23 protein-coding genes are annotated in these 25,380 nt (G+C 66.4%); 10 read left to right on the top strand and 13 right to left on the bottom strand.

What is annotated here, in order from left to right:
* Positions 1 to 90: 90 nt before the first annotated feature.
* A complete protein-coding gene (locus M3I54_RS25430; protein WP_254340979.1) occupies positions 91 to 1,137 on the bottom strand; it encodes a bile acid:sodium symporter family protein in 1,047 nt (348 codons plus the stop codon).
* 686 nt (positions 1,138 to 1,823) lie between these two features.
* On the opposite strand from M3I54_RS25430, the gene M3I54_RS25425 reads away from it, so the two are divergent.
* From M3I54_RS25425 to M3I54_RS25415, 3 genes are all read left to right on the top strand, one after another.
* Positions 1,824 to 2,279 carry a hypothetical protein gene (locus M3I54_RS25425; protein ID WP_254340977.1) on the top strand — a complete coding sequence of 152 codons (456 nt, stop codon included), beginning with the start codon at positions 1,824 to 1,826 and terminating at the stop codon, positions 2,277 to 2,279.
* Between the two features lie 546 nt (positions 2,280 to 2,825).
* Positions 2,826 to 3,923 (top strand): porin, encoded by a 1,098-nt coding sequence (locus M3I54_RS25420; protein ID WP_254340975.1) that lies wholly within the window; start codon positions 2,826 to 2,828, stop codon positions 3,921 to 3,923.
* A 185-nt stretch (positions 3,924 to 4,108) separates the two neighbouring features.
* Positions 4,109 to 5,083, top strand: a complete 975-nt coding sequence (locus tag M3I54_RS25415; protein WP_254340974.1) for a LysR family transcriptional regulator — start codon at positions 4,109 to 4,111, stop codon at positions 5,081 to 5,083.
* A gap of 18 nt (positions 5,084 to 5,101) precedes the next feature.
* Here the strand turns inward: M3I54_RS25415 and M3I54_RS25410 are convergent, their stop codons facing one another.
* Entirely contained in the window at positions 5,102 to 6,067 is a 966-nt protein-coding gene (locus tag M3I54_RS25410) for a nitronate monooxygenase family protein (protein ID WP_254340972.1), read from the bottom strand.
* A gap of 293 nt (positions 6,068 to 6,360) precedes the next feature.
* On the opposite strand from M3I54_RS25410, the gene M3I54_RS25405 reads away from it, so the two are divergent.
* Positions 6,361 to 7,254 carry an alpha/beta fold hydrolase gene (locus tag M3I54_RS25405; protein WP_254340971.1) on the top strand — a complete coding sequence of 298 codons (894 nt, stop codon included), beginning with the start codon at positions 6,361 to 6,363 and terminating at the stop codon, positions 7,252 to 7,254.
* A 33-nt stretch (positions 7,255 to 7,287) separates the two neighbouring features.
* Here M3I54_RS25405 and M3I54_RS25400 read toward each other — a convergent pair whose 3' ends face one another.
* Positions 7,288 to 7,761 (bottom strand): Lrp/AsnC family transcriptional regulator, encoded by a 474-nt coding sequence (locus tag M3I54_RS25400; protein WP_254340970.1) that lies wholly within the window; start codon positions 7,759 to 7,761, stop codon positions 7,288 to 7,290.
* Between the two features lie 159 nt (positions 7,762 to 7,920).
* On the opposite strand from M3I54_RS25400, the gene M3I54_RS25395 reads away from it, so the two are divergent.
* Positions 7,921 to 8,829, top strand: coding sequence for a DMT family transporter (locus M3I54_RS25395; protein ID WP_254340969.1), 909 nt, complete (start codon positions 7,921 to 7,923; stop codon positions 8,827 to 8,829).
* Between the two features lie 101 nt (positions 8,830 to 8,930).
* On the top strand, positions 8,931 to 10,235 hold the full coding sequence (locus tag M3I54_RS25390; RefSeq protein WP_254340968.1) for a DUF445 domain-containing protein: 1,305 nt from the start codon (positions 8,931 to 8,933) through the stop codon (positions 10,233 to 10,235).
* A gap of 213 nt (positions 10,236 to 10,448) precedes the next feature.
* Here the strand turns inward: M3I54_RS25390 and M3I54_RS25385 are convergent, their stop codons facing one another.
* From M3I54_RS25385 to M3I54_RS25360, 6 genes are all read right to left on the bottom strand, one after another.
* Positions 10,449 to 11,381: an MBL fold metallo-hydrolase gene (locus tag M3I54_RS25385; RefSeq protein ID WP_254340967.1), complete on the bottom strand. Its 933-nt coding sequence runs from the start codon at positions 11,379 to 11,381 to the stop codon at positions 10,449 to 10,451.
* A complete protein-coding gene (locus tag M3I54_RS25380) occupies positions 11,378 to 11,839 on the bottom strand; it encodes a MaoC family dehydratase (protein ID WP_254340966.1) in 462 nt (153 codons plus the stop codon). The genes M3I54_RS25385 and M3I54_RS25380 overlap by 4 nt, the downstream gene beginning before the upstream one ends.
* Positions 11,836 to 12,063 carry a DUF1289 domain-containing protein gene (locus M3I54_RS25375; RefSeq protein WP_254340965.1) on the bottom strand — a complete coding sequence of 76 codons (228 nt, stop codon included), beginning with the start codon at positions 12,061 to 12,063 and terminating at the stop codon, positions 11,836 to 11,838. The genes M3I54_RS25380 and M3I54_RS25375 overlap by 4 nt, the downstream gene beginning before the upstream one ends.
* Before the next feature lie 2 nt (positions 12,064 to 12,065).
* Positions 12,066 to 12,572 carry a YbaK/EbsC family protein gene (locus tag M3I54_RS25370; protein ID WP_254340964.1) on the bottom strand — a complete coding sequence of 169 codons (507 nt, stop codon included), beginning with the start codon at positions 12,570 to 12,572 and terminating at the stop codon, positions 12,066 to 12,068.
* Positions 12,573 to 12,612: 40 nt separating this feature from the next.
* On the bottom strand, positions 12,613 to 13,536 hold the full coding sequence (locus M3I54_RS25365) for a hydroxymethylglutaryl-CoA lyase (protein WP_254340963.1): 924 nt from the start codon (positions 13,534 to 13,536) through the stop codon (positions 12,613 to 12,615).
* Positions 13,537 to 13,597: 61 nt separating this feature from the next.
* Entirely contained in the window at positions 13,598 to 14,545 is a 948-nt protein-coding gene (locus tag M3I54_RS25360) for a glyoxylate/hydroxypyruvate reductase A (RefSeq protein WP_254340962.1), read from the bottom strand.
* 279 nt (positions 14,546 to 14,824) lie between these two features.
* Between M3I54_RS25360 and M3I54_RS25355 the strand changes: the two genes are divergently transcribed.
* Entirely contained in the window at positions 14,825 to 15,436 is a 612-nt protein-coding gene (locus tag M3I54_RS25355) for an alpha/beta hydrolase (protein ID WP_254340961.1), read from the top strand.
* Between the two features lie 33 nt (positions 15,437 to 15,469).
* Here the strand turns inward: M3I54_RS25355 and M3I54_RS25350 are convergent, their stop codons facing one another.
* Positions 15,470 to 16,726: an acetate/propionate family kinase gene (locus M3I54_RS25350; protein WP_254340959.1), complete on the bottom strand. Its 1,257-nt coding sequence runs from the start codon at positions 16,724 to 16,726 to the stop codon at positions 15,470 to 15,472.
* Positions 16,723 to 17,664 carry a bifunctional enoyl-CoA hydratase/phosphate acetyltransferase gene (locus tag M3I54_RS25345; protein ID WP_254340957.1) on the bottom strand — a complete coding sequence of 314 codons (942 nt, stop codon included), beginning with the start codon at positions 17,662 to 17,664 and terminating at the stop codon, positions 16,723 to 16,725. The genes M3I54_RS25350 and M3I54_RS25345 overlap by 4 nt, the downstream gene beginning before the upstream one ends.
* 495 nt (positions 17,665 to 18,159) lie before the next feature.
* Here M3I54_RS25345 and M3I54_RS25340 point away from each other — a divergent pair, with 495 nt between their 5' ends.
* The 3 genes from M3I54_RS25340 to M3I54_RS25330 all read left to right on the top strand — a co-directional run bounded on the left by M3I54_RS25340 (position 18,160) and on the right by M3I54_RS25330 (position 22,961).
* Positions 18,160 to 20,883, top strand: a complete 2,724-nt coding sequence (locus tag M3I54_RS25340) for a DUF3141 domain-containing protein (protein WP_309249639.1) — start codon at positions 18,160 to 18,162, stop codon at positions 20,881 to 20,883.
* A gap of 139 nt (positions 20,884 to 21,022) precedes the next feature.
* Entirely contained in the window at positions 21,023 to 21,802 is a 780-nt protein-coding gene (gene fabI, locus M3I54_RS25335) for an enoyl-ACP reductase FabI (RefSeq protein ID WP_254340955.1), read from the top strand.
* Positions 21,803 to 21,941: 139 nt separating this feature from the next.
* Complete coding sequence (locus M3I54_RS25330; protein ID WP_254340953.1) at positions 21,942 to 22,961, top strand: sulfate ABC transporter substrate-binding protein; 1,020 nt, start codon at positions 21,942 to 21,944, stop codon at positions 22,959 to 22,961.
* Positions 22,962 to 23,039: 78 nt separating this feature from the next.
* On the opposite strand, the gene M3I54_RS25325 is transcribed toward M3I54_RS25330, so the two are convergent.
* Positions 23,040 to 23,345, bottom strand: a complete 306-nt coding sequence (locus M3I54_RS25325) for a hypothetical protein (protein WP_254340952.1) — start codon at positions 23,343 to 23,345, stop codon at positions 23,040 to 23,042.
* 241 nt (positions 23,346 to 23,586) lie between these two features.
* A complete protein-coding gene (locus M3I54_RS25320; protein WP_254340950.1) occupies positions 23,587 to 25,209 on the bottom strand; it encodes an ABC transporter substrate-binding protein in 1,623 nt (540 codons plus the stop codon).
* Positions 25,210 to 25,380 lie beyond the last annotated feature (171 nt).

The raw sequence follows: 25,380 nt of genomic DNA, 5'->3' as shown, positions 1-25,380 counted from the left end.
GGGAAGAGGGGGGCGCCGGGGGCTAGCCGCGGCGTTTGCTACAGCAGGGCGACGACGACTCGCCGCCCCGAATGACGTATTGAACGACGCTCAGCGGCGCGCGGCCGTAGCAGTGCGCTCGCTTGCGCCGGCACGCGATTCGTCGCCCGCGCTGGCGGCGCGTTCGGCGCTCATGTCGCGCTCGCCCCAGCGCTGGGCGAGCGCCGCGCACACCATGAGCTGGATCTGGTGGAACAGCATGAGCGGCAGCACGACCGCGCCCACGGCGTTCGAGGCGAAGATGACCTTCGCCATCGGCACGCCGGCCGCGAGGCTCTTTTTCGAGCCGCAGAAAATGATGGTGATCTGGTCGGCGCGCGAGAAGCCGAGCTTCTTGCTCGTGAATATCGTGATGCCGAGCGCGAGCGCGAGCAGCACGGCATTCACCACGAGCAGGCCGCCGAGCGCGGTGAGCGGAATGTGATGCCAGAGCCCTTCGTTCACGGCCTCGGAAAACGCGCCGAACACCACGAGCAGGATCGAGCCCTGATCGACGAACTTGAGCACGCCCTTGTTGCGCTCGATCCAGCGGCCGATCACCGGGCGCAGCAACTGGCCCGCCACGAACGGCACGAGCAGCTGCAGCACGATGTTCCACACGGTGTGCCAGGCCGAGCCGCCGCTCGCGCTCTGGTTCGTGACGATCAGGCTCACGAGCGCGGGCGTCACGAAAATGCCGATCAGGCTCGACGCTGAAGCGCTGCAAACGGCGGCGGGCACGTTGCCGCGCGCAATCGAGGTGAACGCGATGGACGACTGCACCGTGGAAGGCAGCGTGCAGAGGAACAGCACGCCCGCGTAGAGCGCCGGGGTGACGAGCGGCGAAAGCACGGGTTTGAGCGCGAGGCCCAGCGCCGGAAAGAGCACGAAGGTGCTGAGCAGCACGACGATGTGCAGGCGCCAGTGCGTCGCACCGGCAACGATCGCTTCGCGCGAGAGCTTGGCACCGTGCAGGAAGAACAGCAGGCCGACGGCCACGTTGGTCAGCCAGTTGAAACCGGTGGCGGCCTGGCCGTGCACCGGGAACAGGCTCGCAAGAATCACCGTGCCGACGAGGCAGAGGGTGAAGTTATCGGGCAGGAATTTCGGACGTGCCATCGGACAATCTCAAGTGCGCGCCTGGGCGCCTGGCTGCGCGCAGATCGATGTGCGTGCAACGGGTGAATCGGGACGTCTATTGTCGGCGCAAGCCGATTGAAAAAGCAAATTCATTTGAAGCATCGATTAATGAAGGATGCGAATGTATCGCCGGTATCGATGCCTCCTTTATGCCGGATTCCTCATTGACGTGCGAAGGGCATTCCGAGCCGCAAAAGTCGTCAGGACTCCGCGCATTCTTCAGATGTTCAGGCATTGCTCAAGCATAAAACGAACCGGTCTCACTCCAGCCCGCAGAGCCTTGCTGGACGGCCTTCCGCGGCCCCGTCTGGATCCAGAAAACCCAGCAGTAACATGGTGTTACAACCCTTCGGGCGGCATAACATCTTTTGGCTCGACACCCATTCAGCACGCCCATAAATTACCGTCAAGGACGCCCGGACCGTTGTGGCGGCAATCGTTACGCGCTCGCGCGGCGAGCGTCCCGGGACTGGCCTGCCATGGCCCGAGTGGCGGGTTGCCAAAGCGCGAACGTCGGGCAGGTGAAACGTCACATGCACGCAGGGTTGTCAAAACTGGGACAGTGGGTCTTGGGGGCCGGATTAGCGGCCTTCGTTGCGCTCGCCCATGCTCAGCCCGGTTTTCCAGGGCACGGCGGGGGCGGGGGCTTCGCGCGCGCGCCTTCCATGCCCGCCATGCACTCGATGCCCGCGCCGCGCGGTGGCATGTCGTTGGGCGGCGGCTACCGCGGCGCCCCTGAGCGCGGCCGCGGCCCGGCCGCTTACGCCGGTGCCGCTTCGCCCATGCGCGTGGCCGACCAGGGCGGCCGCTATGAGCGCGGCGGCAATCGTGCGCCGAACCAGTGGCAAGGTCAGGTCCAGCAGCAGGCTCCCCATCGCGACTACAGCTATGGCACGCCGTTCGGCGGCTACGGCGGCGGCTATCGCGGCAATCCCATCACGCCCGTGAGCGCGGAATCGCGTCCGGTGCCGCATCCGCCGGCCGACTCGCCGGTGCGCGCGGGCTCGATCCGCGAAGACGTCGCCCGCTACAATGAGGAGCGCGGCGGTACCTACCGGCCATTCCCGCGCAACGGCGGCGAGGTCCCGCGTCCGCCCATGCCTTCGCCTTACCGCAATTGAGCGCCGCCTCACGGCCCGCTTTCGCATTCTTCCCTCCCCCACGCTTTCTCCGTTTTTCTCCCGGTTTCTTTATTTGATTCGCCTCGGGATTCGCTTCAGGCATTGATCTGCTAGCGCCGCCGAAACACGTCCAAAACAAGATGGGTTCGTCCACGCAGAGAAAACTGACGCGTGGATACCACACTTTTTTGGAAATCCCTCGTCATACAGAACCCTTTCGTCTCAAATCTCGCTTTCGTTTCGGCGGCACGTCATTCGCAGCCCCACGCGTGCGGGAGCGCCCCGCTGGGCGCGGCCCGGCAGGCTGCGATTCGCAGTGACGCAGCGCAGCGGCAAGCGGCGTCGACAGCGGCAAACAAGGTTCTATCGACGGCAATCTAATCCGCCCCATATACCGGCAATAACACCGGTTATTTTTGATCATAAAAATGGTCCGCAAAGATGGATCCGCCCAGAACGGCCACGTCTGCGAACGACGAAAAAACAAAGCTTTGCGCGAGCGCCTCAGCCGCCCGACACCCTTTTTTGACAAAGACTGGAGAACCCATGAATACAACGGTCAGCCGTGCGCTGCGCACCACCCTGAAGGCGAGCGCGCTCGCCGCTGTTCTTGCCGCCGCGTCGTCGTCGGCGTTTGCGCAGTCGAGCGTCCAGCTCTACGGGCAGGTCGACGAATGGGTCGGGGCGACAAAATTTCCGGGCGGCCAGACCGCCTGGAACGTGAGCGGCGGGGGCATGTCCACGTCGTACTGGGGCATGAAGGGATCTGAAGATCTGGGCGGCGGCTACAAGGCGATCTTCACCCTGGAAAGCTTCTTCCGCGCGCAAAACGGCCAGTACGGCCGCTTCGCGGGCGACACGTTCTTCGCGCGCAATGCGTACGTCGGCATCGAATCGCCGTACGGCACGGTCACGGCGGGGCGCCTGACGACACAACTGTTCGTCTCGACGATTCTCTTCAACCCGTTCATCGATTCGTACACCTTCTCGCCGATGGTGTACCACGTGTACCTCGGCCTCTCGACGTTCCCGACCTACACGACCGACCAGGGCGTGGTGGGCGACTCGGGCTGGAACAACGCCGTGCAGTACTCGACGCCTAACTTCAACGGCCTCTCGGGCTCGGCCATGTACGCGTTCGGCAACCAGGCCGGCCAGAACGGCTCGAAGAAGTGGAGCGTGCAGGGCCTGTATTTCCACGGCCCGTTCGCGGCCACGGCTGTCTACCAGTACGTGAACTTCAACAACACGCCGGGCGACATCGGCAGCATCGTCAGCGGCGACACGACCATCATCGGCCTGAAGAGCCAGGGCGTGGCGCAAGTCGGCCTCTCGTACGACCTCAAGTACGTAAAATTCTTCGGCCAGTACATGTACACGGCGAACTGGCAGCAGGTGGGCAGCTGGCACGTCAACACCGCCCAGGGCGGCGTGACGGTCCCGGCTGGCCCGGGCACGGTCATGGCGTCGTATGCGTACTCGCGCAACGGCGGCGGCCTGAACCAGACGCGCCAGACGGCGGCCATCGGCTACGACTACCCGCTCTCCAAGCGCACCGACGTCTACGCCGCTTATATGTACGACCACTTCGACAACATGTCGAGCGGCCAGACCTACGGCGTGGGCCTGCGCGCGAAGTTCTAAGCGGCACAGCCTTCGAAGTCGACGTTCGACGCGAAAACCCCGCGCTGCGTGCAGCGCGGGGTTTTTGCTTTCCGGGCCGCTTGATGTCAAACGCGCCTGCGCGTTTCAACACCCGCGTTTGATAAAGCGAGGAAAATATCGCCGATTGATTCCCATTCTTTTATGTTCGAACTGAAGGCCGCACGATGGATACCCTCGTCAGCATGAAAGTGTTCCGCCAGGTGGTGGAGGCGGGCAGCTTCGTCGCGGCGGCCGAGCGCATGAACATGTCCGCTGCGATGGCGAGCAAGCATGTGATGCATCTGGAGCAGCAGCTTGGCGCGCGGCTGCTGAACCGCACCACGCGCCGCGTCGCGCCCACCGAGGCGGGGCGCGAGTATTACGAGCGCGTGGCCCAGGCGCTCACCGAACTCGACGAGGCCGGCCAGGCGGTGGGCGCGGCGAGCGTGGTGCCGCAGGGGCGGCTGCGCGTGTCGTCGCTCACGGCGTTCGGGCTGCGTCATGTGATGGGCGCGGTCGCCGACTATGCCGCCGGGTTTCCGCAGGTGACCGTCGACATCACGCTGTCCGACCGCGTGGTCGAGCTGATCGACGAGGGCTTCGACGTGGCGATCCGCGCCGCGCCTTCGGGGCTCAAGTCTTCTTCGCTGATCGCGCGGCCGCTCGCCACTGCGCACATCGTGTTGTGCGCCTCGCCCGAGTACTTGCGCCGCCACGGCGCGCCGAAAACCGTGGCCGATCTCGCACGACACAACTTCGTGCAGTACGCGGGGGCTTCGGCCCAGGAACTCGCACCGTTCGCGGAGGGCGCGGGCGGCGTGAAGCCGAAGCCAGGCGGCAACCTCATCGTCAATCACCTGGAAGCGCTGCGCGTGGTGGTGCTGCAAGGCGGCGGGATGTCGATGCTCGGCACCGAGGTGGTGGGCGACGATATCGCCGAAGGGCGCCTCGTGCCGCTGCTAGTCGATGCGCTGCCGCCGCGCGAGCTGCCGATCTACGCCGTCTACGCGAGCCGCCGCCATCTCTCGGCGAAGGTGCGATCGTTCGTCGATTTCCTGGCCGCGCGCTTTTCGGAGCGCGAACTCTGGCCGGGCGTGGAGGCGATCCGTGCGGCGGCGGTCAATGCCGATGCCGCACGGATTGCGTCTGCCCGGGGCTGAAATCAGGCCCGCCTGCGCTCAGCGGCCCACGCCCAGCCGCGCCTTCGTCGCGTCGTACTCGCGCTTCAGGCGCGCCACGAGATCCGCCACGGAGGGCACGTCGTCCATCAAGCCCACGGCCTGGCCCGCACCCCAGACGTCTTTCCAGGCCTTCGCCTTCGAGGTGCCCGCGCCGAAATCCATCTTCGACTTGTCCGACTCGGGCAGCGCCTCCGGATCGAGCCCGGCGTTCACGATGCTCTCGCGGATGTAGTTGCCGTGCACGCCCGTGAAGAGGTTCGTGTAGACGATGTCCGCGGCCTTCGCTTCGAGAATGGCGTGCTTGTAGTCGTCCACGGCGTGCGCCTCTTTCGTCGCGATGAAGCGCGTGCCCATGTAGGCGAGGTCCGCGCCCATGGCTTGGGCGGCGAGGATCGAGCCGCCGTTGGCGATCGCGCCCGACAGCACGATCGGGCCGTCGAAGATGCGCCGCACTTCGCCCACGAGCGCGAACGGCGAGGTCGTACCCGCATGGCCGCCCGCACCCGCGGCCACGAGGATCAGGCCGTCCACGCCCGCTTCGAGTGCCTTGGCCGCGTGGCGCAGGTTGATGATGTCGTGCAGCACGATGCCGCCGTAGCTGTGCACCGCGTCGAGCAGTTCGCGCGGCGGCGCGCGCAGGCTCGTGATAAAGATCGGCACGTGATGCTCGACGCACAGGCGCACATCGTGCTCGAGCCGCGCATTCGACTGATGCACGATCTGGTTGACGGCGATCGGCCCGATGACGGCCTCGGGGTTCGCGCTCTTGTGCGCGGTGAGCTCCTCCCGGATCTGCGTGAGCCACACGCCCAGTTCCTCGGCGGGGCGAGCGTTGAGCGCCGGAAACGAGCCAACGATGCCCGCCTTGCACTGCGCGAGCACCAGCTCCGGATAGCTGACGATGAACATCGGCGAGCCCACGACGGGCAGCGAGAGGTTTTGCAGGACGGCGGGCAGTGCCATGGGGAGGTCTCCTTGCGGCGCTTCGACAGATGGCGGGGCGGGCGCGCGCGAACGCGGCGCCGGTATCGGGCAGGTGCGATTGAGCTAGATAACACGCAATCGCGCCGGGAATTGCGCTGGATACCGATCGCGAAAACGATCGTTCGATTATAGGCTTCGCGCCGATCGGGCATCCCGCGTGCGGTATTCGAGGGAGTGCTCGGTTTCTACCGCTACGGGCCCAAAAGCACATTTTCGAGTCGCGCTCGCCTCATACAATGACCGCAGACCAACAACCACAAGAGACGAGCCCCATGCCCTTCGACGGATTCCAGCCTTTCACCGTTCGCACTGCGGGCGGCGTAGACATCTGCGGCGTGAAGGGCGGCGACGGACCGCCGCTATTGCTGCTGCACGGCCATCCGCAGACGCACATGATCTGGCATCGGTGCGCCTCCTCGCTCGCGCAGCACTTCACCGTCATCGCGACGGATCTGCGCGGCTACGGCGCCTCATCGAAACCGGCCAGCGACGACACGCACGCCGCCTATTCGAAACGCGCGATGGCGGCCGATCAGGTCGAAGTCATGCGTCACTTCGGTTACGAGCGTTTTCTCGTGTGCGCGCACGACCGCGGCGCGCGCGTTGCGCACCGCATGGCGCTCGATCACGCCAACGCCGTCGAGCGGCTCATGCTGCTCGATATCGCGCCCACGCTCGCCATGTACGAGCAGACCGACCGCGAGTTCGCCACGCTCTACTTCCACTGGTTCTTCCTGATCCAGCCCGAGCCGCTGCCGGAGACGCTGATCGAAGCGAACCCCGACGTCTATATCGAGCGCGTCATGGGCAGCCGTCACGCGGGTCTCGCACCCTTCGCGCCGAAGGCGCTGGGCGCATACCGCGCGGCGCTGCGCCAGCCGGGTGCCGTCCACGCGATGTGCGAGGACTACCGCGCCTCGGCAACCATCGACCTCGAGCACGACCGCGCCGATCTCGAGCGCGGCAACAAGGTAGCGTGCCCGCTGCGCGTGCTGTGGGGTGCGCAAGGCGTGATCGAGCGCTGCTTCGACCCGCTGGCCGAATGGCGCAAGGTGGCGCGCGACGTGAGCGGGCGCGCGCTGCCGTGCGGCCATTACATTCCCGAGGAGGCGAGCGAGGCATTGGTCGAGGAGATGCTGGCGTTCTTCGAGACCACCGAGCAATGACGGACTGCCGCGCCCGGCCGCCGCGCCTGAGCTTCAGCGCAGCGGCGGCAGGCGGCGCGGCACCGGCGTGGACTTGACGATGGCCGTGCTGGTTTCGGCGCGCTCGGTGACTTTCGCGAGAATCTCGTCGAGTTGTTCGATCGAATGCAGATAAAGCCGGGCGATGAAGCAGTCGTCGCCCGTGACCTTGTCGCACTCCACGAATTCGGGAATGCGCCGCAGCACCTCCTCCACCAGATGCAATTGTCCGGGCAGCGGCTTCACGCGCACGATGGCCTGCAAGGTGTAGCCGAGCGCGCGCGGATCGATTTTCACCGTATAGCCGCCAATCACGCCTTGCGCTTCGAGCCGGCGCAGCCGCTCGGACGTGCTCGGCGCCGAAAGCCCCACGTGCTTGGCCAGTTCGGCGACGCTCGCGCGGGCGTCCTCGGCTAGCGCCGCCAGTAGCATGCGGTCGATGTCGTCGAGCGGGGCCGCGGCGGGCGTTGGGTTCGGACGTCGGTTCATGATTGCACGGGTGCTCCGCCAGGTTGGCCTTTCAATCGAAGGCAAGTGTTGCCTCTTGCCTAAGTTTAGCCATGTATTCCTCGCCTCGCAGCCGATAAACTGGCTTGCAGATGCGAACGGCCGCGCGCCCTTCGTCCGCTAGACCAAGGATGCAAGCTCATGTCTTCCACCACTCCTGAAATTCGCCGCGGCGCCGCCGAGATGATCGTCGCGATGCTGATGTCCGGCACCATCGGCTGGCTCGTGGTTGCCTCGCGGCAGGCCCCGATCAACATCGCCTTTTTGCGCTGCGTACTGGGTGGCGCGACGCTCACGCTCGTGTGCGCCGCGCTCGGCCTCCTGCGCCGCAAGCACCTGCCGCCGCGCACGCTCGCGCTCGCCGTGCTGGGGGGCGCGGCCATCGTCGCGAACTGGGTGCTGCTGTTCGCCGCCTATTCGCGCGCTTCGATCTCCATGGCCACGGCCGTCTACAACACGCAGCCGTTCATGCTGGTCGGTCTCGGCGTGGTCATTTTGCGCGAGCGCGTGAGCGCTTCGACGCTCGCGTGGTTGGCGGTGGCCTTCCTCGGCCTCGTGTGCGTGGTCGAGGTGCAGCCCGCCGTGCTGGCGGTGCCCGGCGAGTATCTGCAGGGCGTGGCCTACGCGGCGGGCGCGGCGTTTCTCTACGCGATCTCGTCGATCATCACGCGGCATCTCAAAGGCACGCCGCCCCACCTCATCGCGCTCGTGCAGCTCGCGTTCGGCGCGCTCGCGCTCGCGCCGTTCATCCACTACGGCACGCTGCCGGCCACTCCGCTGCACTGGGCGCAGCTCGTCACGCTCGGCGTCGTGCACACGGGCATTATGTACGTGCTGCTCTACGGCGCGATCCAGAAGCTGCCCACGGCGATGACGGGCGCGCTCTCGTTCATCTACCCCGTGGTGGCGATCCTCGTGGACTGGTTCGCGTTCGGCCAGCGCCTCGCGTGGATCCAGATCGTGGGCGCCGCGCTCATCCTGGTTGCGGCGGCGGGCGTGAACCTCGGCTGGCGGATCGTGCCGCAGCGGCGGAATACGCGTTCGGCCTGAGGCGTAGCAAGCGCGCAGCGCTGGTGGGGCGCGGCGGCAAGCGGCGGTTTGCGCGCGGGCAGCATAATGTCGCGATTCGAACCCGCGACTCTCTGCTCCTCATGACGCCTTCGCACGCCCCACGGGACGAAGCCGAACTCACGCGCGCCAAGCGCCAGGCGCTGGCGTTTCTGCTGGCTGCGGCACTGGTCTTCGCCGGCACGGCACTTTTTTTCCCGCCAGGCGTCGTGACGGACGGCGTCAAGTCCGTGAGCGAAGCGGCGATGGTCGGCGGCCTCGCCGACTGGTTCGCGGTTGTCGCGCTGTTCCGGCGCGTACCGATTCCGTTCGTTTCGGCGCACACGGGCGTCATCCCGCGCAACAGGGACCGCATCGCCGACGAACTCGCCGCCTTCGTGCGCGACAAGTTTCTCGACGTGGGGTCGCTCGTCGGGCTGATCCGGCGCCACGATCCGGTTGCGCGGCTTTCCAGCTGGCTCACCGCGCCGCAGAATGCGCAGCGCCTGGGCGACTACGCGGTGCGCATGATGTCGGGCGTGCTTGGCCTCACCGATGACGCGCGCATCCAGAGCTTCATCCGCGACAGCCTGCACGCGGCGCTCGCGCGCGTCGATTTCTCGAAGTCGGCGGGCGCGATTCTCGATACGCTCACCAGGGACGGCCGCCACCAGGAGCTGCTCGACCAGATGCTTGAGCAGCTCGCCGCACTGTTGCGCGACGAGGGCACGCGCGCGTTCGTCGCATCGGCCATCGTCGACTGGCTCAAGAGCGACTATCCGACGACCGAGAAATTTTTGCCTAGTGAGTGGATCGGCGAGAGTGGCGCGCGCGTGGTGGAGAGCGCCGTGAACCGGCTGCTGTTGCAGGTGAGCGAGGATCGCGAACACCATCTGCGCCAGAAGTTCGATGAGGTCGTGGAAAAGCTGATCGTGAAGCTGAAGAGCGATCCGGCGTTCCTGCGCAAGGGCGAGGAGCTGAAGGCGAGCCTGCGCGAGGGCAGCGCGCTCAACGACTACACGCGCGCGCTGTGGGACAGCCTGCGCGCGTGGCTGCGCGACGATCTGGAGCGCGAAGACTCGGCGCTGCACGCGAAGGTCGCCGCAACGGGCCGCTGGCTAGGCGAGACGCTCGCCGCGGACGCCGAACTGCGCGCTTCGCTCAACGGCCATCTCGAAGACGCCGCGCGCGCCATGGCGCCCGACTTTGCGCGTTTCCTCACGCATCACATTCGCGACACCGTGAAAAACTGGGATACGCGCGAAACCGCGCGGCTCATCGAGTTGAAAATCGGCAAGGATCTGCAGAAAATTCGCGTGAACGGCACGGTGATCGGCGGCGCGATCGGGCTCGGACTCTACTTGTGTTCGCATCTGTTCGAGCTTGTGCGGCTCAAGCTCGGGCAGTGAGATTGATTCGGATTCCAGATCAATGACTCGTGCGACGATGCGCCATGCCTGTGCCCGTAGGTCATCTGTAGGGAAATCACCGATGCTTCGGGAATTCTGGCGCGAGTATCATGCCTTCGACAGTTTGATCACGTCAGAGCTAATTCCAACGCTCGTCCGGAAACGGACGAGCGTTTTTTTTCGCGCTTTTCCAGCTTCTTTTATGCAGCCTGGCTAGACGGCAGCCGCCGGGGCTTCGAGGCGTTCGCCGTTCACGACCAGCGCGCCGCTCTTCGCCAGCTCTCCAGCCAGTTCGCGCAACAGTCCCGGCCACGCGCTGCGCGGGGCGAGTTGCTGTGCCGCGGCGTGCAGGGATGCGGCGCTTTCCAGCATGGCCAATAGCGAGTCGAAGGTCATTGCGCGCACTTCCAGCAGCTTGAAGACGATCAGCACCTTGAGCGCGTTCTTCGCGTTGCGGGCCGGGTCGGCGCGCAGCCAGGCGAGGCGCGAGAACGCGCGTTCCAGCGCCGCCTCGACGTTTGTGAACGGCTTGCCGTGGCCCGGAATGACCACGCGCACGTCGAGCTTCGCGATGGCTTCCAGCACCGCGTGCTGTTCGGCAAAGCCGCTTTCGCCTTCAAGCTCGGGAAAAATCACGCCGAAGCCGTGCTCCCAAAGCGCATCGGCGCTGATGAGCAGGCGCGGCCCGGCTGCGTAGAGCATCACGGAGTCGGGGTCGTGCCCCGGCGCGCCGATCACCTCCCACTCGAAGCCGCCTAGCGCGAGCCGTTCGCCCGCCGCGAGCGCGCCTGTGAACGCGAATCGCTCGCAGGTCTGCCCGGTGGCAAGAAAGCTCAAACGCGCCTCGTCCCACTCGCGCACGATAGTCGCGCTCGCTGCGGGGATCAGCGTCGCGCAGGGCCAGTGCGCCTGCAGCCGTGCGTTGCCGCCGCAATGGTCGGAGTGCAGGTGCGTGTTGACGATGAGATCAAGTGCTCGAGGGCCCAGTGCGTGACGCACGAGCGCGAGCGTCTGTTCGGCGTGCGTGGCGTAGCCAGTATCGACGAGTGCGGCGCGCGCCTCATCGACGAGCAGCACGTTGTTCGACGAAAGCCAGCCACGCTCGAAAACGCGGATCGATTCGGGGAGTGCGGGCGCGGCGCTCATGCCTGTGCGTGTGCCGATGCGTGCTCGGGCTTGGGCATGACGAGGATCGTCGCGCGCCCTGCCACGAGCGTTTCGCCGTTCTGGTCCACGGCCTCGCCAGCGAGCTTCACGAGATCGCCGTTCAGGCTCGGCTTCCACCACGCTTGCTCCACGCGCCACTCGAACGTGATCGTGTCGTTCGCGTGTGCGGCGCGCTTGAGCTTCATGTCGAATTCGAGTCCGAGCGGTTGCGCGTACTGCGAGTAGTGCGTGGCGAGCAGCGCCATGAAATGCGCGGTGGGTTGCGTGCCCGATGCGATCAGCCCGCCAAAGCGGCTTTGCGCCGCGTAGGCTTCGTCGTGATGCAGCGGGTTCAGATCGTTCACGAGCAATCCGAACGATTTCACCGATTCGGGCGTGAGTTGAAGCGTCGAGCGGAACGTCTCGCCGATCGTTACGACGCGGGCGGGCGCGTTCATTGTTTTTCTCCTGGCGACTCGAAGCGCTGCGCGACCCAATCGGCGTGCCGCGTCTCGATCGCGTCCCAGACGGCGCGCTTTGCGTCGTCGTCGAGCGTGGACCAGCTGGCAATTTCGTCGATGGTGCGCAGGCAGCCCTCGCACAAGCCGCTGCGCTCATCCATGCGGCAGATGTTGATGCAAGGCGAGGGCGGCGGCGTGACGGTGTCGCAAATCGCGGTCATGCTCACGCGTCGCGCAGCGCGACGTCCACCACGGGCGCGCCAGTCAGCGCTTCCAGTTCCTGTGGCGAGAGGTTGAACACCGCATGCGGATGGCCGGCCGCGGCCCACAGGCTTTCGAGCTCGAACAGATCGGCGTCGATCAGCGTGACGGGCGTCGTGGCGTGGCCGATCGGGCACACGCCGCCAATGGCGTAGCCGGTTTTCTCGCGCACGAACTTCGCGTCGGCGCGGCCGATCTCGCCCACCTGCGCGGCCACTTTCCTTTCGTCCACACGGTTCGCGCCGCTCGCGATCACGAGCACGGGCGCGTCGTCTTCGCGGCGGCGGAACAGGATCGACTTGGCGATCTGCGCGACTTCGCAGCCAAGACCCGCGGCGGCTTCGGCGGAAGTCTTGCCGGTCTCGGGCAGCATCACGATCGGCTTGGCGTGGCCGCGCTCGCGCAGCATCAGGGCGACACGGCGCGCGGAGTCGGGCAGGGCGTCGAGGTTGTCGAGGGTTTCCGTCATGAGTTGATTTCCTTCGTACTGCGATTCGATGGCTCGCGGATCACGAGCAGGCGGCTTCGCTGCGGGCCTTCGCGAGCAGGGCCTTGCCCGCCCGCGAGACGTTCGCCCGGCCGATGGCGTTCGAAATGAAGTCGCCCGCCGCGACGACCTGGTTCAGATCGATGCCGGTATGAATGCCGAGGCCGTTCATGAGGTACAGCACGTCTTCGGTCGCGACGTTGCCGGTGGCGCCCTTCGCATACGGACAGCCGCCAAGGCCCGCCACCGAGGCGTGGAAAATGGCGATGCCTTCTTCAAGCGCCGCATAGATGTTGGCGAGCGCCTGGCCGTAGGTGTCGTGGAAGTGGCCCGAAAGGCGCTCGCGCGGGAACACCTTCGTCACCGCTTCGAACACTTCGTGCACGCGCCTGGCCGTGCCCACGCCGATGGTGTCGGCAATGTCGATCTCGTCGCAGCCGAGCGCGGCGAAGCGCTCGACGACATCGACGACCGAAGCGATCGGCACTTCGCCCTGATACGGGCAACCGAGCGCACACGACACGCTGCCGCGAATGCGCACGCCGCGCTCCTTGGCGGCAAGCGCCACGGGCACGAAGCGCTCGATGCTTTCCGCGATCGAGCAGTTGATGTTCTTCTGCGAGAACGCCTCGCTCGCCGCGCCGAAGATCACGATCTCGTCCGCGCGCGCGGCGAGTGCCCCTTCCAAGCCGCGCAAATTCGGCGTGAGGACCGAGTAGATCGCGCCGCTGCGGCGCTCGATGCCGGCCATGACTTCGGCGCCGTCGGCCATCTGCGGAACCCATTTGGGCGAGACGAACGAGGCGGCCTCGATGTTCGGAAAGCCGGCGGCGGAGAGCCGGTTGATGAGGTCGATCTTGGTTGCGGTGGGAACGAATTCCTTCTCGTTCTGCAGGCCGTCGCGCGGGCCGACTTCGACGATTTTGACTGCGGTGGGTAATGCCATTGCCGTGTCTCCAACGAATATTTGAAATGTTTCGCGATGTTCCGATGCGATGTTCCGATGTTCAGTAACCGCGCCCGACGTGCACCACGCCGCTCACTGTCTCGCCGCGCGCCAGCGCGCCGATCTTGTCGGCGACTTGCGAGATCGCTTCGTCGCGCAACGTGAGCGCCGAACTGTGCGGCGTGATCGTGATGCGCGGCTCGCGCCAGAAGAGGTGATCGGGCGGCAGCGGCTCTTCGCGGAACACGTCGAGTGTCGCCGCCGCGAGCGTGCCGTTGGCCAGCGCGTCGAGCAGGTCCTGTTCGTCCAGATGCGTGCCGCGCGCCACGTTCACGAGATAGGCGCCGCGCGAGAGCTTGCCGAACGTGCGCGTATTGAGAACGCTTTCGGTGTCGGGCGTGGCGGGCAGCAGGTTCACGAGCAGCTTGACGCCGTCGAGGAAGGCGTCGAACTGCTCGCCGTGCAACTCGCCCGAATACGTTTCGATGCCCGCGATCGTCTTCATGCTGCGCGAAAAGCCCCGCACCGGCACGCCGAGCGAGGCGACCGCGTGCGCGACCTGCGCGCCCAGAACGCCCAGACCGAGCACGCCAACCGTGAAGGTCTCATGCGGATGCGGCGCGAGCACGTGCCATTCGCGGCGCGCCTGCGCGAGCGCGTATTCGTCGAAGCGGCGCAGGTAGCGCAGCACGGCATGCTGCACGTACTCGCTCATTTGCCGGCCCATGCCCGAGTCTTCGAGCCGCACGAGCATGGCGGTGCCGGGCAGCGTGCCCGGCCGCTCGCGTTCGTGGGCGAGGATCGCGTCGACGCCCGCGCCCAGATTGAAGATGGCGCGAAGCCCCGGCACGCCGAAGAGTTCGCGCGGCGGGTGCCAGACGACTGCGTAGTCGGCGGGGGCGGTGTCGCCGGGCTGCCACTCGCGCAACTCGGCATCGGGCAGGGCGCGCGCGAGGCCGTGGAGCCACGTGGAGGCGTCGGTCTGCGGGAACCAGAAAATGATCTTCATGATGGGTGAACCTGTCCCTGGTAACGGCTATGCGGCTCAAACATACGCGCGCTGTCGAGTTGCGTGTGGCCCGCTAGAGCCGCGAGAGCCGCGTGCACTGGCACCATTCTACTTTTTCAGGCCCGCGCCCGCCGGGCAAATCGCGGCGCGCCTGCCTGCGGCGTGTCTCGCACCGGGCCACGCCGGGGGCGCCGAAAAGCTAAGCAAAAAAAATTGGTTCGGCGCGCGCGGCTCGCAGGCCACAATCGATTCACGCCGTGTTCCAGCGAGGAAATAATCATGCTTTCGTGCGCGCAAATGCGTTGGCCGCCCCGCCTCGTCACCGTGCCGGGCCTGCACGGCAGCGACGGCGCTCACTGGCAGAGCTGGCTCGAACGCCAGTTCGCGCGCTCGCTGCGCGCGGAGCAGGACGACTGGGACGCGCCCGATCTCGCGGTCTGGGGCGCGGGGCTCGCGCGGCGGCTAGCGGGCGAGCGCGGGCCGTTCCTGCTGGCCGCGCACAGCTTCGGCTGCCTCGTGGCGGCGCATGCGCTGCACACGGGCGTGCTGGGGGAAGGCGGCGCCGACATTGCCGGTGTGCTGTTCGTCGCGCCCGCGAGTCCCGAGAAGTTCCGCTTTGCCGGCGCGTTCGAGGCGCGGCCGCTTCCCGTGCCGTCCATCCTCATCGGCAGCGAAACCGATCCGTGGATGCCGCTCGAAGGCGCCCGCGCGCTCGCGCAGCAACTGGGCAGCACGTTCGTGAATCTCGGCGATGCAGGACACATCAACACGGCGGCAGGCTTCGGGCCGTGGCCGCGCTCGAAGTATTTCGTCGATACGCTGGTCCATGGCGCAGCGCCGGGGCGGTTGCGCGACGAGGCGTTCGACGAGGGCGGTCCGGCCTACGCCTGAGGTCAGGCGCAGCGAACCGCAGCGGAGGCCCGTTCAGCGCTTGAGCGCCGCCCGCAACAACCGTGCCGTATGGAGCGCGATCATCCCTTCTTCGTCGGTGCGGATCGCAAAAACGGGAACGCGGCTGTCGCGCGTGCTCACGCGCTCGTTTCCATCACTGCTGCCCACCTCGTTGACTTGGGCGTCGAGCGCGGTGCCGAAAACCGGCGCGAGCCGCTCGCACACCTGGGCGCGAATGGGCGCGGCATGCTCGCCAATGCCCGCGGTGAACACGAGAGCGTCGAGCCCGCCCAGCACCACGGCGAGCTTGCCCACGTCCTGCGCGATGCGATACGTATAGAAGTCGATCGCGAGCCTGGCCCGGTCGCTGCCGCTCGCGAGCAGTTCGCGCATGTCGCTGCTCAAGCCCGACAGGCCCTTCAGGCCCGACTCCTGATACAGCACCTTCTCGATGGCATGGTAATCCATGCCCTTCGCCATCATCCAGAGCACGGCCCCCGCGTCGAGCGCGCCGCAGCGTGTGCCCATGGGCAGGCCGTCGAGCGCGGTGAGGCCCATGGTGGTCTCGACGCTCTTGCCGTCCTTCATCGCGCACAGGCTTGCGCCGTTGCCCAGATGCGCGACGACGACGCGCCCTCGCGCAATATCGGGCGCGACCTGATGCAGGTGCTTGGCGATGTACTCGTACGAGAGACCGTGAAAGCCGTAGCGTCGCACGCCCTCGCCGTAGTAGCTGTACGGCAGCGCGAAGAGCTGCGCCATGATGTCGTTGCCCGCATGGAATGCGGTGTCGAAGCACGCCACCTGTGGCAGCTCGGGCGCGGCCTGACGCACCGCGCGAATCGCGGCGAGATTGTGCGGCTGATGCAGGGGCGCGAGCGGCGTGAGCGCGTCGAGCTCCTGGATCACTTCGTCGTCGATGAGCACGGCGTCGGCGTAGCGCGCGCCGCCGTGCACCACGCGGTGACCGATCGCGGCGGGCGGCGTGTCGCGCAGGCCCACGGCGAGCACGAGGCGCAAGAGGCGAAACGCGGCGTCGTGATCGGCGACCTGGGCAACAGGAAACTTCTCGTCGACGATCAGGCGCCCGTCGGCCATATGCGCCACGACGCGCGGCGCGACGCCGATGCCCTCGATCTGCCCGCCTGCGCCATGCAGCGCGCGCGCACCGCCTTCCACGTGTTCGTCTTCGATCACGCGATACACCGAACACTTGATGCTCGACGAACCCGCATTCACGACGAGCACCACATGGCCTTCCACGGCCGGCTGGGATTGGACGCTGCTCACAGGATCTCCGTGGCTTTGCGCGCGCGCCGCGCATGCGCGAGCAGTACGGCGATCGCGCAACTGCCGATGCGCGAGCGCACGCTGTCGGCGCGGCTCGTGAGGATGATCGGCACGCGCGCGCCGAGGACAATGCCGGCCGCTTCCGCGCCGGCGAGGAAGGTGAGTTGCTTGGCGAGCATGTTGCCCGCTTCGAGGTCGGGGACCAGCAGGATGTCGGGGTCGCCTGCGACGGGCGAGTGGATGCCCTTGATGCGCGCGGCTTCGACGCTGATCGCGTTGTCGAAGGCGAGCGGGCCATCGAGCAGGCCGCCCGTGATCTGGCCGCGGTCGGCCATTTTGCAGAGCGCGGCGGCGTCGATGGTGGAGGGCATCTTTTCGGACACGGTTTCCACGGCGCCGAGAATGGCGACCTTGGGCGTGCCCACGCCCAGCGCCTGCACGAGGTCGATCGCGTTGCGCACGATGTCGGCCTTGTCGGCGAGCTTGGGGAAGATGTTGACGGCCGCATCGGTGATGAAAAGCGGCTTGTGGTACGAGGGCACGTCCATCGCGAACACGTGCGAGAGGCGCCGCTCGGTGCGCAGGCCGTTGGCGCCGAGCGCGACTTCGTGGAGCAGCTCGTCGCTGTGCAGGCTGCCCTTCATGAGCAGTTCGGCATCGCCCTCGCGCACGGCGCGCACGGCGAGTTCGGCGGCGGCGTGGCTGTGCGGCGCGTCGATGATGGTGATGCCATCGAGGCGCAGGTCGGCTTCCTCGGCCACCGCACGGATCTTCGCCTCGGGGCCGACGAGGATCGGCACGATCAAGCCGAGGTTCGCGGCGTCGAGCGCCCCGGTGAGCGAGGACACGTCGCAGGGATGCGCCACGGCGGTGGGCACGGGCGCGAGGCCGCCGCAACGGGCGAGCAGAACCGAATATTTGTCAGGCGATGAAGTCATGGCGGTCTCCACTAGGACGTGCATCTGGACCATGCTGCGGCGCGCAAAGCGGTAACAGTGTAGACCAGCGCGAATGAGGCAGTCGGCTGGATGCGCGCCAGGCCGGTGCGGCATCGTGACACGCCGCGTTCAGGCCCGACAGTCGTGCCTGTCATGCTTCGTTCACAGGGCGTTGCGATCATTGAGGACGCCCTCAGGCCCGCCGCGAACCTTGACTTTCGCTGGGCCGCAGCCTAAGTTTTTAGATGCCGCAGTGCAACATGATCTGGCTCTTTTCACGTCGCGGTCGCGAGGCGCACAAAGCGTGCACGCGGCCGCGAATATCTTTTGCCGGCCGCGTTGCCCATAGTGCCGCCGGTGTGAGGGCGGCAGAACAAGGGCAGCGGCCAGGCACCGCGCGTCATTCGTCCTGAAGGCGCGCGTCCACGGCCCGCGCCGGCCTGGCGCTTGCTTGCCGCGAGGCGAGCAGGCGCTCCCTTAAAGGAGATTCGTCTCGTGGCAGTTCCCACCTCCTCGCCGCTGCTTTCGTCGCCGTTTTCGTTTCTGCCCACCGCATCGGCCACATCTTTCTGGCCCCTCGCGGGCGCAGCCGGCGACGAGTCATCGCCTCAGACGCCGCTGACCGAGGCGGCTTCGGCCGTGTCGTTGGCAGTGAGCCAGGCAATCGAATCGGCGCAATCCGCACCCACGGCCGCGCAGCCGCTCTACGAATACCTCTACGACGCCTGGCAGCGCAGCGTGCTGTTCCTCGACGTGCTGCGCGAGCGCGGCAACCAGACTTACGTGCACGAGCAGGCGGGCATGCCGCCGGTGCTCGCGTTCGACTACGAAGTGATCGTCGACGGCCGCGAACTCGACGATCCCTGCAACTACGCACTCCTGCGCATCAAGCCCGAAGAGGGCGTGCCGACCGATCCGCGCATGCGCCCCTTCGTCGTGATCGATCCGCGTGCGGGCCACGGTCCCGGCATTGCCGGGTTCAAGATGGACAGCGAAGTCGGCATCGCGTTGCGCAAGGGGCACCCGTGCTATTTCGTGACCTTCTTCCCGGTGCCCTGCGAAACGCAGACGATCCAGTCGGTCGCGCAGGCCGAAGGCGTGTTCGTGCAACGCGTGCGCGAACTGCATCCCGACGCGGACGGCCTGCCGTTCATCATCGGCAACTGCCAGGGCGGCTGGGCCGCGGCGCTGCTCGCGGCTTCCGCGCCCGCGCTGGTCGGCCCGCTCATGCTCGCGGGCTCGCCGCTGTCGTACTGGGCAGGCGTGCGCGGCAAGAACCCCATGCGCTATTCGGGCGGCATGCTGGGCGGCTCGTGGATGTCCTCGCTCGCGGCGGACCTGGGCGACGGCCGCTTCGACGGCGCGCATCTCGTGCAGAACTTCGAGTACCTCAATCCGGCCAACACGTACTGGGGCAAGCTCTACAACCTCTATTCGAGGGTCGATTCCGAGCGTGAGCGCTTCCTCGAATTCGAGCGCTGGTGGGGCGGCCATTTCCAGCTGAACCGCGCCGAGATCGACTGGATCGTGCAGAACCTCTTCGTGGGCAACCACCTCACGCGCAACGAGGTGTTCGCGAAGAACGCGCGTTCGCCGGTGGACCTGCGCAACATCCGCACGCCGATCATCGTGCTCGCTTCGTGGGGCGACAACATCACGCCGCCGCAGCAGGCACTCAACTGGATTCCCGACCTGTACGCGAGCGTCGACGAGATCGTCGCCAACGAGCAGGTGATCGTGTACTGCCTGCACGACAAAGTGGGGCACCTTGGCATCTTCGTTTCTGCGAGTGTGGCCAATAAGGAGCATACCGAACTATTCTCGGCGCTGGACCTGATCGACGTGCTGCCGCCGGGCCTCTACGAAGCGAAGATCACCGACTCGACGCCGGAAGCCGCGCGCCTCGAAGCGCTCGAAGGGCGCTACGAGATCCGCTTCGAGCGCCGCACCATCGACGACATTCTCGCGCTCGACGATGGCCGCGACGACGAGCAGCCCTTCGAAGTGGTGCGCCGCTTCGCCGAGAATAACCAGCGTCTCTATGACCTCTACGTTTCGCCGTTCGTGCGCGCGTCGACCAATGCGTTCAGCGCGCATGCGCTGCGCGAGTCGCACCCGTCGCGCGTGGAGCGCAGCGTGATGAGCGACGCGAACCCGGCGCTCGGCGTGCTGCCCGCCATGGCGGAAGCGGTGCGCGGGCACCGCAAGCCGACCGCGCCCGACAATCCGTTCACGCTGCTCGAAAAGCAGACTTCGGCGACCATCGAGGCAACGCTGGACGCGTACCGCGACGCGCGCGACGCCTGGATCGAAAGCACGTTCTACAACGTCTACACCGCGCCGTGGGTGCAGGCCCTGGTGGGCGTGACGCCGAACGAGCCGCTCGAGCCCATCGCGCCGCCGCTCATGGCGCTGCGCAAGGAGCTTGCGCAGTACCGCCTGCGCGCGGCGCGCGCGCATCTCACGAAGGGCACGCTCGTCGACGCGTTCATGCGCATTGCCGCGTACATCGTCGACGAAATGCATACCGTGCAGTACCGGCCGTTCCAGCGCATGCGTGAACTCGCGCGCGAGTATCTCGGCGATCGCCAGCCGAGCATCGCCGAGCTGAAGGAAGCGGCGCGCCGCCAGGGTGCGATCGTGCAGCTCGATCCGCAGGCCGCGATCGAGGCCTTGCCCGAGATCGTGCCCGACATGAAGCTGCGCCGCGCGCTGCTCGCGGCCGTGTACCGCATCGCGACCGTGTCGGCGCCGCTCGAAGGCGAGCGCCGCGAGCGCTATCGCCACGTACAGCGTGCACTCGGCGTCGAGCCGGGCAGCGAGAAGTCGGGACTGCCGCCGCTCGACGACGGCGGGTCGTCGTCGGAGGATGGCGGTGTTTCGGGTGCTGGCGGCGGTACGGCTGGCGACGGCAGCGCGGAACAGGGCGTCAAGGCATCCTCCGCCGCACAGGCTGCGGAACCCGAAGCCCCGGCAGTGCCCGCGAAGTCCTCCCGCGCGAAGGCCGCCGCTGCGAGCGAACACGCCGCGCCCGCCAAACCCATGCGTGCGGCGCGCGCCGGTGTGAAGGTGAAGACCGCGGAACCGGCCGAAGCGAAGAAGGCGCCGGCTGCCAAAACGGCGGCGCGCCGCTCGCGCGCGGCATCTACGCCCACCTCCACGCGCGCTGCGGGCACGACGGCCACGCGCCGCCGCGCGACGCGTAGCGCGAGCGAGTAAGCAGGCGCGTTCCCGTGCCACCCCAGGCGCGCCGCATCCCCACCGATGCGGCGCGTCGATTTGATGTCGACACATCGGCAGCCAGATCGGCAACTGCATCCGCGGCCATCACCGGCCGTCATCCACTGCGAGGTCAGCCATGCATACTCCTCCCGAACGGCCGCTTGCCGGCATGCGCGCGCTCGTCACCGGCGTGGCGAACGCCGATTCGATCGCTTACGGCTGCGCCCGCGCGTTCGCCGATCTCGGTGCGCAGCTCGCCATCACCTATCTCAACGACAAGGCCAAGCCCTATGTCGAACCGCTCGCCAACGAACTGGGCGCGCAATTGCTGCTGCCATTGAACGTCGAGGAAGACGGCCAGCTCGACGCTGTCTTCGATGCCGTGCGCGAAACATGGGGGGCGCTCGACATCGTGCTGCACTCCATCGCCTATGCGCCGAAAGAGGATCTGCAGGGCGGGCTGCTCGATTCGTCGGCGCAGGGCTTTGCGTATGCGATGGACGTGTCGTGCCACTCGTTCATCCGCATGGCGAAGCGCGCCGCGCCGCTCATGCCGCACGGCGGCACGCTCTTCGCGATGAGCTACGACGGCGCGAACCGCGTCGTGCCCAACTACAACATGATGGGCCCGGTGAAAGCGGCGCTCGAAGCGTCGTGCCGTTATCTTGCGTACGAACTCGGCCCGATCGGCATCCGCGTGCACGCGATCTCGCCTGGGCCGCTCAAGACGCGCGCGGCCTCGGGGCTGCCAGACTTCGACCGCATGCTCGCCGAGGCGGTGGAGCGCGCGCCGCTCGGCGAACTCGTCGACATCATGGACGTCGGCTACGCAACCGCGTATCTCGCCACGCGCTACGCCCGCCGCATGAGCGGCAACACGGTGTATATCGACGGCGGCGCGCACATCATGGCGTAACAGGCCTTAGCACGAAAGCCGCAAAGCAAAGCTTGCATCGGTATAAGCCGTGCGCCCCGGCTCGCTAGAATCGAGCGTTCGGCCTGCTTACGAAAATCATGCGTGCCGAAACGCCTTTCAACGACAGACGGGGATCACCATGGCAGGTTTGGGACGCACGGCGCGCTGGCTTGGCGCGGGCATCATCGCCATCAACACCTTTGGCGCGGCGGCGGCGCACGCCGAAACGTCGCTCCTCAACGTCTCATACGACGTGACGCGCGAGCTGTACAAGGACATCAACGCGAGCTTCATCGCCGACTATCAGAAGAAGACCGGCGAGACCCTGTCGATCAAGCAGTCGCACGGCGCTTCGAGCGCGCAGGCGCTCTCGGTACTGCAAGGCCTGCAAGCCGATGTCGTGACGATGAACCAGCCCAACGACATCGACCTGCTCGCGCAGCAGGGGCATCTTGTGCCCGCTAACTGGCGCACGCGCCTGCCCGACGCGAGCGCGCCCTACACGACGACGATGGTGTTCCTCGTGCGCAAGGGCAACCCCAAACACATCAAGGACTGGGACGATCTCGCCAAGCCTGGCGTGCAGGTCGTGATCGCCAACCCGAAGACGTCGGGCAATGGACGCTACGCCTATCTGGCCGCGTGGGGCTACCGCAAGCAGCAGGGCGCGAGCGACGCCCAGGCGCTCGACTTCGAACGCGCGCTCCTGAAGAACGTGCCCGTGCTGGACGCGGGCGGCCGGGGCGCCACGACGACGTTCACGCAGCGCGGCATTGGCGACGTCCTTGTGACCTTCGAAAACGAAGTGGCGCTCATCGATACGGGCGTGGGTGCGAAGGACTTCGAAGCAGTCTATCCCTCGGTGAGTCTGCTGGCGGAGCCGCCGGTGACGATCGTCGACAAGGTCGTGGACAAGCGCGGCACGCGCAAGACCGCGCAGGCGTATCTCGACTATCTGTATTCGCCCGCCGCGCAAGAGATCATCGCGCAGCACCATCTGCGTCCGCGCGATGCCGCGGTGCTCGCGAAGCACGCAAACGAGTTCAAGCCGATCAAGACCTTCACGGTCGAGCAGGTGTTTGGCAGCTGGCAAAGTGCGCAGGCTACGCATTTCGCCGATGGCGGCACGTTCGATCAGATCGTCGCGGACCGCAAGTAATCCGGGCGCGATGTAACGACATCGCGTAAAAAAAGCGCCTCGCAATTTGCGAGGCGCTCTGCATTTCAGGCTGCGGGTTTAGTACCAGCCGCGACGGCCATGCCATTCGTTGCGGCCGTACCAGCGGTGGCCGTCCCAGTAGCGGTCGCCGTGCCAACCGATCACGACAGCCGGCGCGTAGGCAACGCGCACGGGCGGCGCGACGTAGACCGGACGCGGCGCGACATAAACGGGCTGCGGCGCGACATACATCGGTGCGGGTGCAACATAAACCGGAGCGGGCACGCCGACGTTCAGGCCGACTACCACACCGGCCATCGCGGTTTGCGAGGCGGCCAGGACGAGCGCTCCAGCACCCAGCGCGGCAAAGAGTTTGGTTTTCATTTTGAGCCTTTCGGTTGAAGATTCGATGGCTTCAATGTAGCCAGGCGCTCGCCGGCTTGAGTTACCAAACTGCAACAAACTGCGCGCGAATTTTACGGGCGGTAATGGGAGGAAAGGGCGCTCGCCCGCCTGCGGCGGGCTTCCCGCATGTTTGGCGCAGGCGGGCGTGTTTCAATTCGTGATCGTCGGGGCAGGTTGGTAATCGGCGCGCCGGGCGCGAACGCCCGGCATGCTCCTGCCGTCACTGCACCGCGACGCTCGCGAAGTTCTGGCGTCCGAACGGGCTCACCTGATAGCCGCTCACGTTCGTGCGCGTGATGGCGGCGGCGGTCGGGTAGCCGAGCGGAATCCACAGCGCCTGGTCGTGGATGATCTGTTGGGCGGCTTCATAGAGCTTCACGCGCTTGGCCTGGTCGGCGGTGGCCTTGCCGTCGGCGATCAGCTTGTCGAGCTGCGGATCGCAAAAGCGCGCGAAGTTGATGCCCGACTGCACCGCATTGCAGCTAAAGAGCGGCGAGAGATAGTTGTCGGGGTCGCCGTTGTCGCCGGCCCAGCCCATGAAGAGCGTGTCGTGCTGGCCTTGCTTCGCCTGCTTGATCAACTCGCCCCACTCGATCACCTTGATCTCGGCCTTCACGCCGATCTTCGCGAAATCGGCCTGCAAAAGCTCCGCGCCCGCGCGCGGGTTCGGGTTCAGCACGCTGCCGTTCGGACGCACCCAGATCGTCGTCGCGAAGCCGTTTGGGAAGCCCGCATCTGCGAGCAATTGCTTTGCCTTCGCCGGGTCATACGGATACGGCTGGATCGACTTGTCGTAGCCCCAGGTGATGGGCGGCCAGGGGTTCGCCGCGGGCGTGGCGGTGTTGTCGAAAATCGCCTTCAGGTACGTCGTGCGGTCGAACGCCATGTTCAGCGCCTGGCGCACCTTCTGGTTGTCGAGCGGCTTCTTCTGCGTGTTGAGCGCGACGAACGCCGTCATGAACGCGGGCGTTTCCACCACCTTGAGCGACTTGTCGTCCTTCGCCGCGGCCACGTCCTGGGGCTTGGGCGAAAGCGCGATCTGACATTCGCCGGCCTTCACCTTCTGCGCGCGCACGGCGGCGTCGGGCGTGATCGCGTAGATCAGGCGGTCCACCTTCGGCTTCGGCCCCCAGTAGGTCGGGTTCAGGTCGTAGCGGATCACCGCGTCCTTCGTGTAGCTCTTGAGTACGAACGGGCCCGTGCCCACCGGCTTCGCGTTGAGGTCGACCTGCTTGCCGGCCTTGAGCAACTGGTCGGCGTACTCGGAGGAATAGATCGACGCGAAGCCCATCGTGAGGATCGAGAGGAACGTGGCGTTCGGCTCGTTGAGCTCGAACTTCACCGTGTTCGCATCGACCTTCGTGACCGACTTCACGAGCTTCACGAGGCCCATCGACTGTGCATGCGGGAAGCCGCTCGCGCCAGCCACCTTGTGCCACGGATTGTTCGCGTCGAGCATGCGATCGAACGTGAAGACCACGTCGTCGGCGTTGAGCGTGCGCGTGGGCTTGAACCATTCGGTCGTCTGGAACGCCACGTCGGGCCGCAAATGGAACGTATAGGTCAGGCCGTCGGCGCTCACTTCCCACTTGTCCGCGAGCGCGGGCACGACCTTCTTTTGCGCTTCGTCATAAGCCACGAGCGAATTGAAGATGACGTCGGCGGACGCGTTGGTCGTGACGAGCGAGTTGAACTGCACGACGTCGAAGCCATCGGGGCTCGACTCGGTGCAGACCGTCAGCGGTTTGGCGAGCGCGGGCGTGGCCGCGAACGCGGCGCCAAGCACGGTCGCGAGCACGAAAGCAGACGCAAGCGTGCGCGCGGTGGGCGAGGTGAAGCGCATGGGATCTCCGTGGTTCTTCGGTGGCGGGCGGCGCCCCGTTTTGTTCGATTCAGGAGAGGCGAGAAGGCTATGAAGGGCGCCCGGACGAGCCAAGCTTATCGAAGGGAATTTGCCGAGACAACAATTTAATCCACATACCCATATGGCATGGGGGCGCCGTGCGGCGAGCCG

This window comes from Paraburkholderia sp. CNPSo 3274 (assembly GCF_024206475.1).
Classification (GTDB): domain Bacteria; phylum Pseudomonadota; class Gammaproteobacteria; order Burkholderiales; family Burkholderiaceae; genus Paraburkholderia.
This window is presented reverse-complemented; position numbering and strand designations above follow the sequence as displayed.

Coding starts and splice junctions, on each gene's coding strand:
- M3I54_RS25425 (WP_254340977.1), top strand. CDS start 1,824: ATGCCCGCCATGCACTCGATGCCCGCGCCGCGCGGTGGCATGTCGTTG.
- M3I54_RS25395 (WP_254340969.1), top strand. CDS start 7,921: ATGTCTTCCACCACTCCTGAAATTCGCCGCGGCGCCGCCGAGATGATC.
- M3I54_RS25355 (WP_254340961.1), top strand. CDS start 14,825: ATGCTTTCGTGCGCGCAAATGCGTTGGCCGCCCCGCCTCGTCACCGTG.
- M3I54_RS25380 (WP_254340966.1), bottom strand. CDS start 11,839: ATGAACGCGCCCGCCCGCGTCGTAACGATCGGCGAGACGTTCCGCTCG.
- M3I54_RS25320 (WP_254340950.1), bottom strand. CDS start 25,209: ATGCGCTTCACCTCGCCCACCGCGCGCACGCTTGCGTCTGCTTTCGTG.
- M3I54_RS25400 (WP_254340970.1), bottom strand. CDS start 7,761: ATGAACCGACGTCCGAACCCAACGCCCGCCGCGGCCCCGCTCGACGAC.
- M3I54_RS25420 (WP_254340975.1), top strand. CDS start 2,826: ATGAATACAACGGTCAGCCGTGCGCTGCGCACCACCCTGAAGGCGAGC.
- M3I54_RS25370 (WP_254340964.1), bottom strand. CDS start 12,572: ATGACGGAAACCCTCGACAACCTCGACGCCCTGCCCGACTCCGCGCGC.
- M3I54_RS25325 (WP_254340952.1), bottom strand. CDS start 23,345: ATGAAAACCAAACTCTTTGCCGCGCTGGGTGCTGGAGCGCTCGTCCTG.
- M3I54_RS25415 (WP_254340974.1), top strand. CDS start 4,109: ATGGATACCCTCGTCAGCATGAAAGTGTTCCGCCAGGTGGTGGAGGCG.
- M3I54_RS25405 (WP_254340971.1), top strand. CDS start 6,361: ATGCCCTTCGACGGATTCCAGCCTTTCACCGTTCGCACTGCGGGCGGC.
- M3I54_RS25375 (WP_254340965.1), bottom strand. CDS start 12,063: ATGACCGCGATTTGCGACACCGTCACGCCGCCGCCCTCGCCTTGCATC.
- fabI (WP_254340955.1), top strand. CDS start 21,023: ATGCATACTCCTCCCGAACGGCCGCTTGCCGGCATGCGCGCGCTCGTC.
- M3I54_RS25385 (WP_254340967.1), bottom strand. CDS start 11,381: ATGAGCGCCGCGCCCGCACTCCCCGAATCGATCCGCGTTTTCGAGCGT.
- M3I54_RS25430 (WP_254340979.1), bottom strand. CDS start 1,137: ATGGCACGTCCGAAATTCCTGCCCGATAACTTCACCCTCTGCCTCGTC.
- M3I54_RS25360 (WP_254340962.1), bottom strand. CDS start 14,545: ATGAAGATCATTTTCTGGTTCCCGCAGACCGACGCCTCCACGTGGCTC.
- M3I54_RS25410 (WP_254340972.1), bottom strand. CDS start 6,067: ATGGCACTGCCCGCCGTCCTGCAAAACCTCTCGCTGCCCGTCGTGGGC.
- M3I54_RS25330 (WP_254340953.1), top strand. CDS start 21,942: ATGGCAGGTTTGGGACGCACGGCGCGCTGGCTTGGCGCGGGCATCATC.
- M3I54_RS25390 (WP_254340968.1), top strand. CDS start 8,931: ATGACGCCTTCGCACGCCCCACGGGACGAAGCCGAACTCACGCGCGCC.
- M3I54_RS25345 (WP_254340957.1), bottom strand. CDS start 17,664: ATGACTTCATCGCCTGACAAATATTCGGTTCTGCTCGCCCGTTGCGGC.
- M3I54_RS25365 (WP_254340963.1), bottom strand. CDS start 13,536: ATGGCATTACCCACCGCAGTCAAAATCGTCGAAGTCGGCCCGCGCGAC.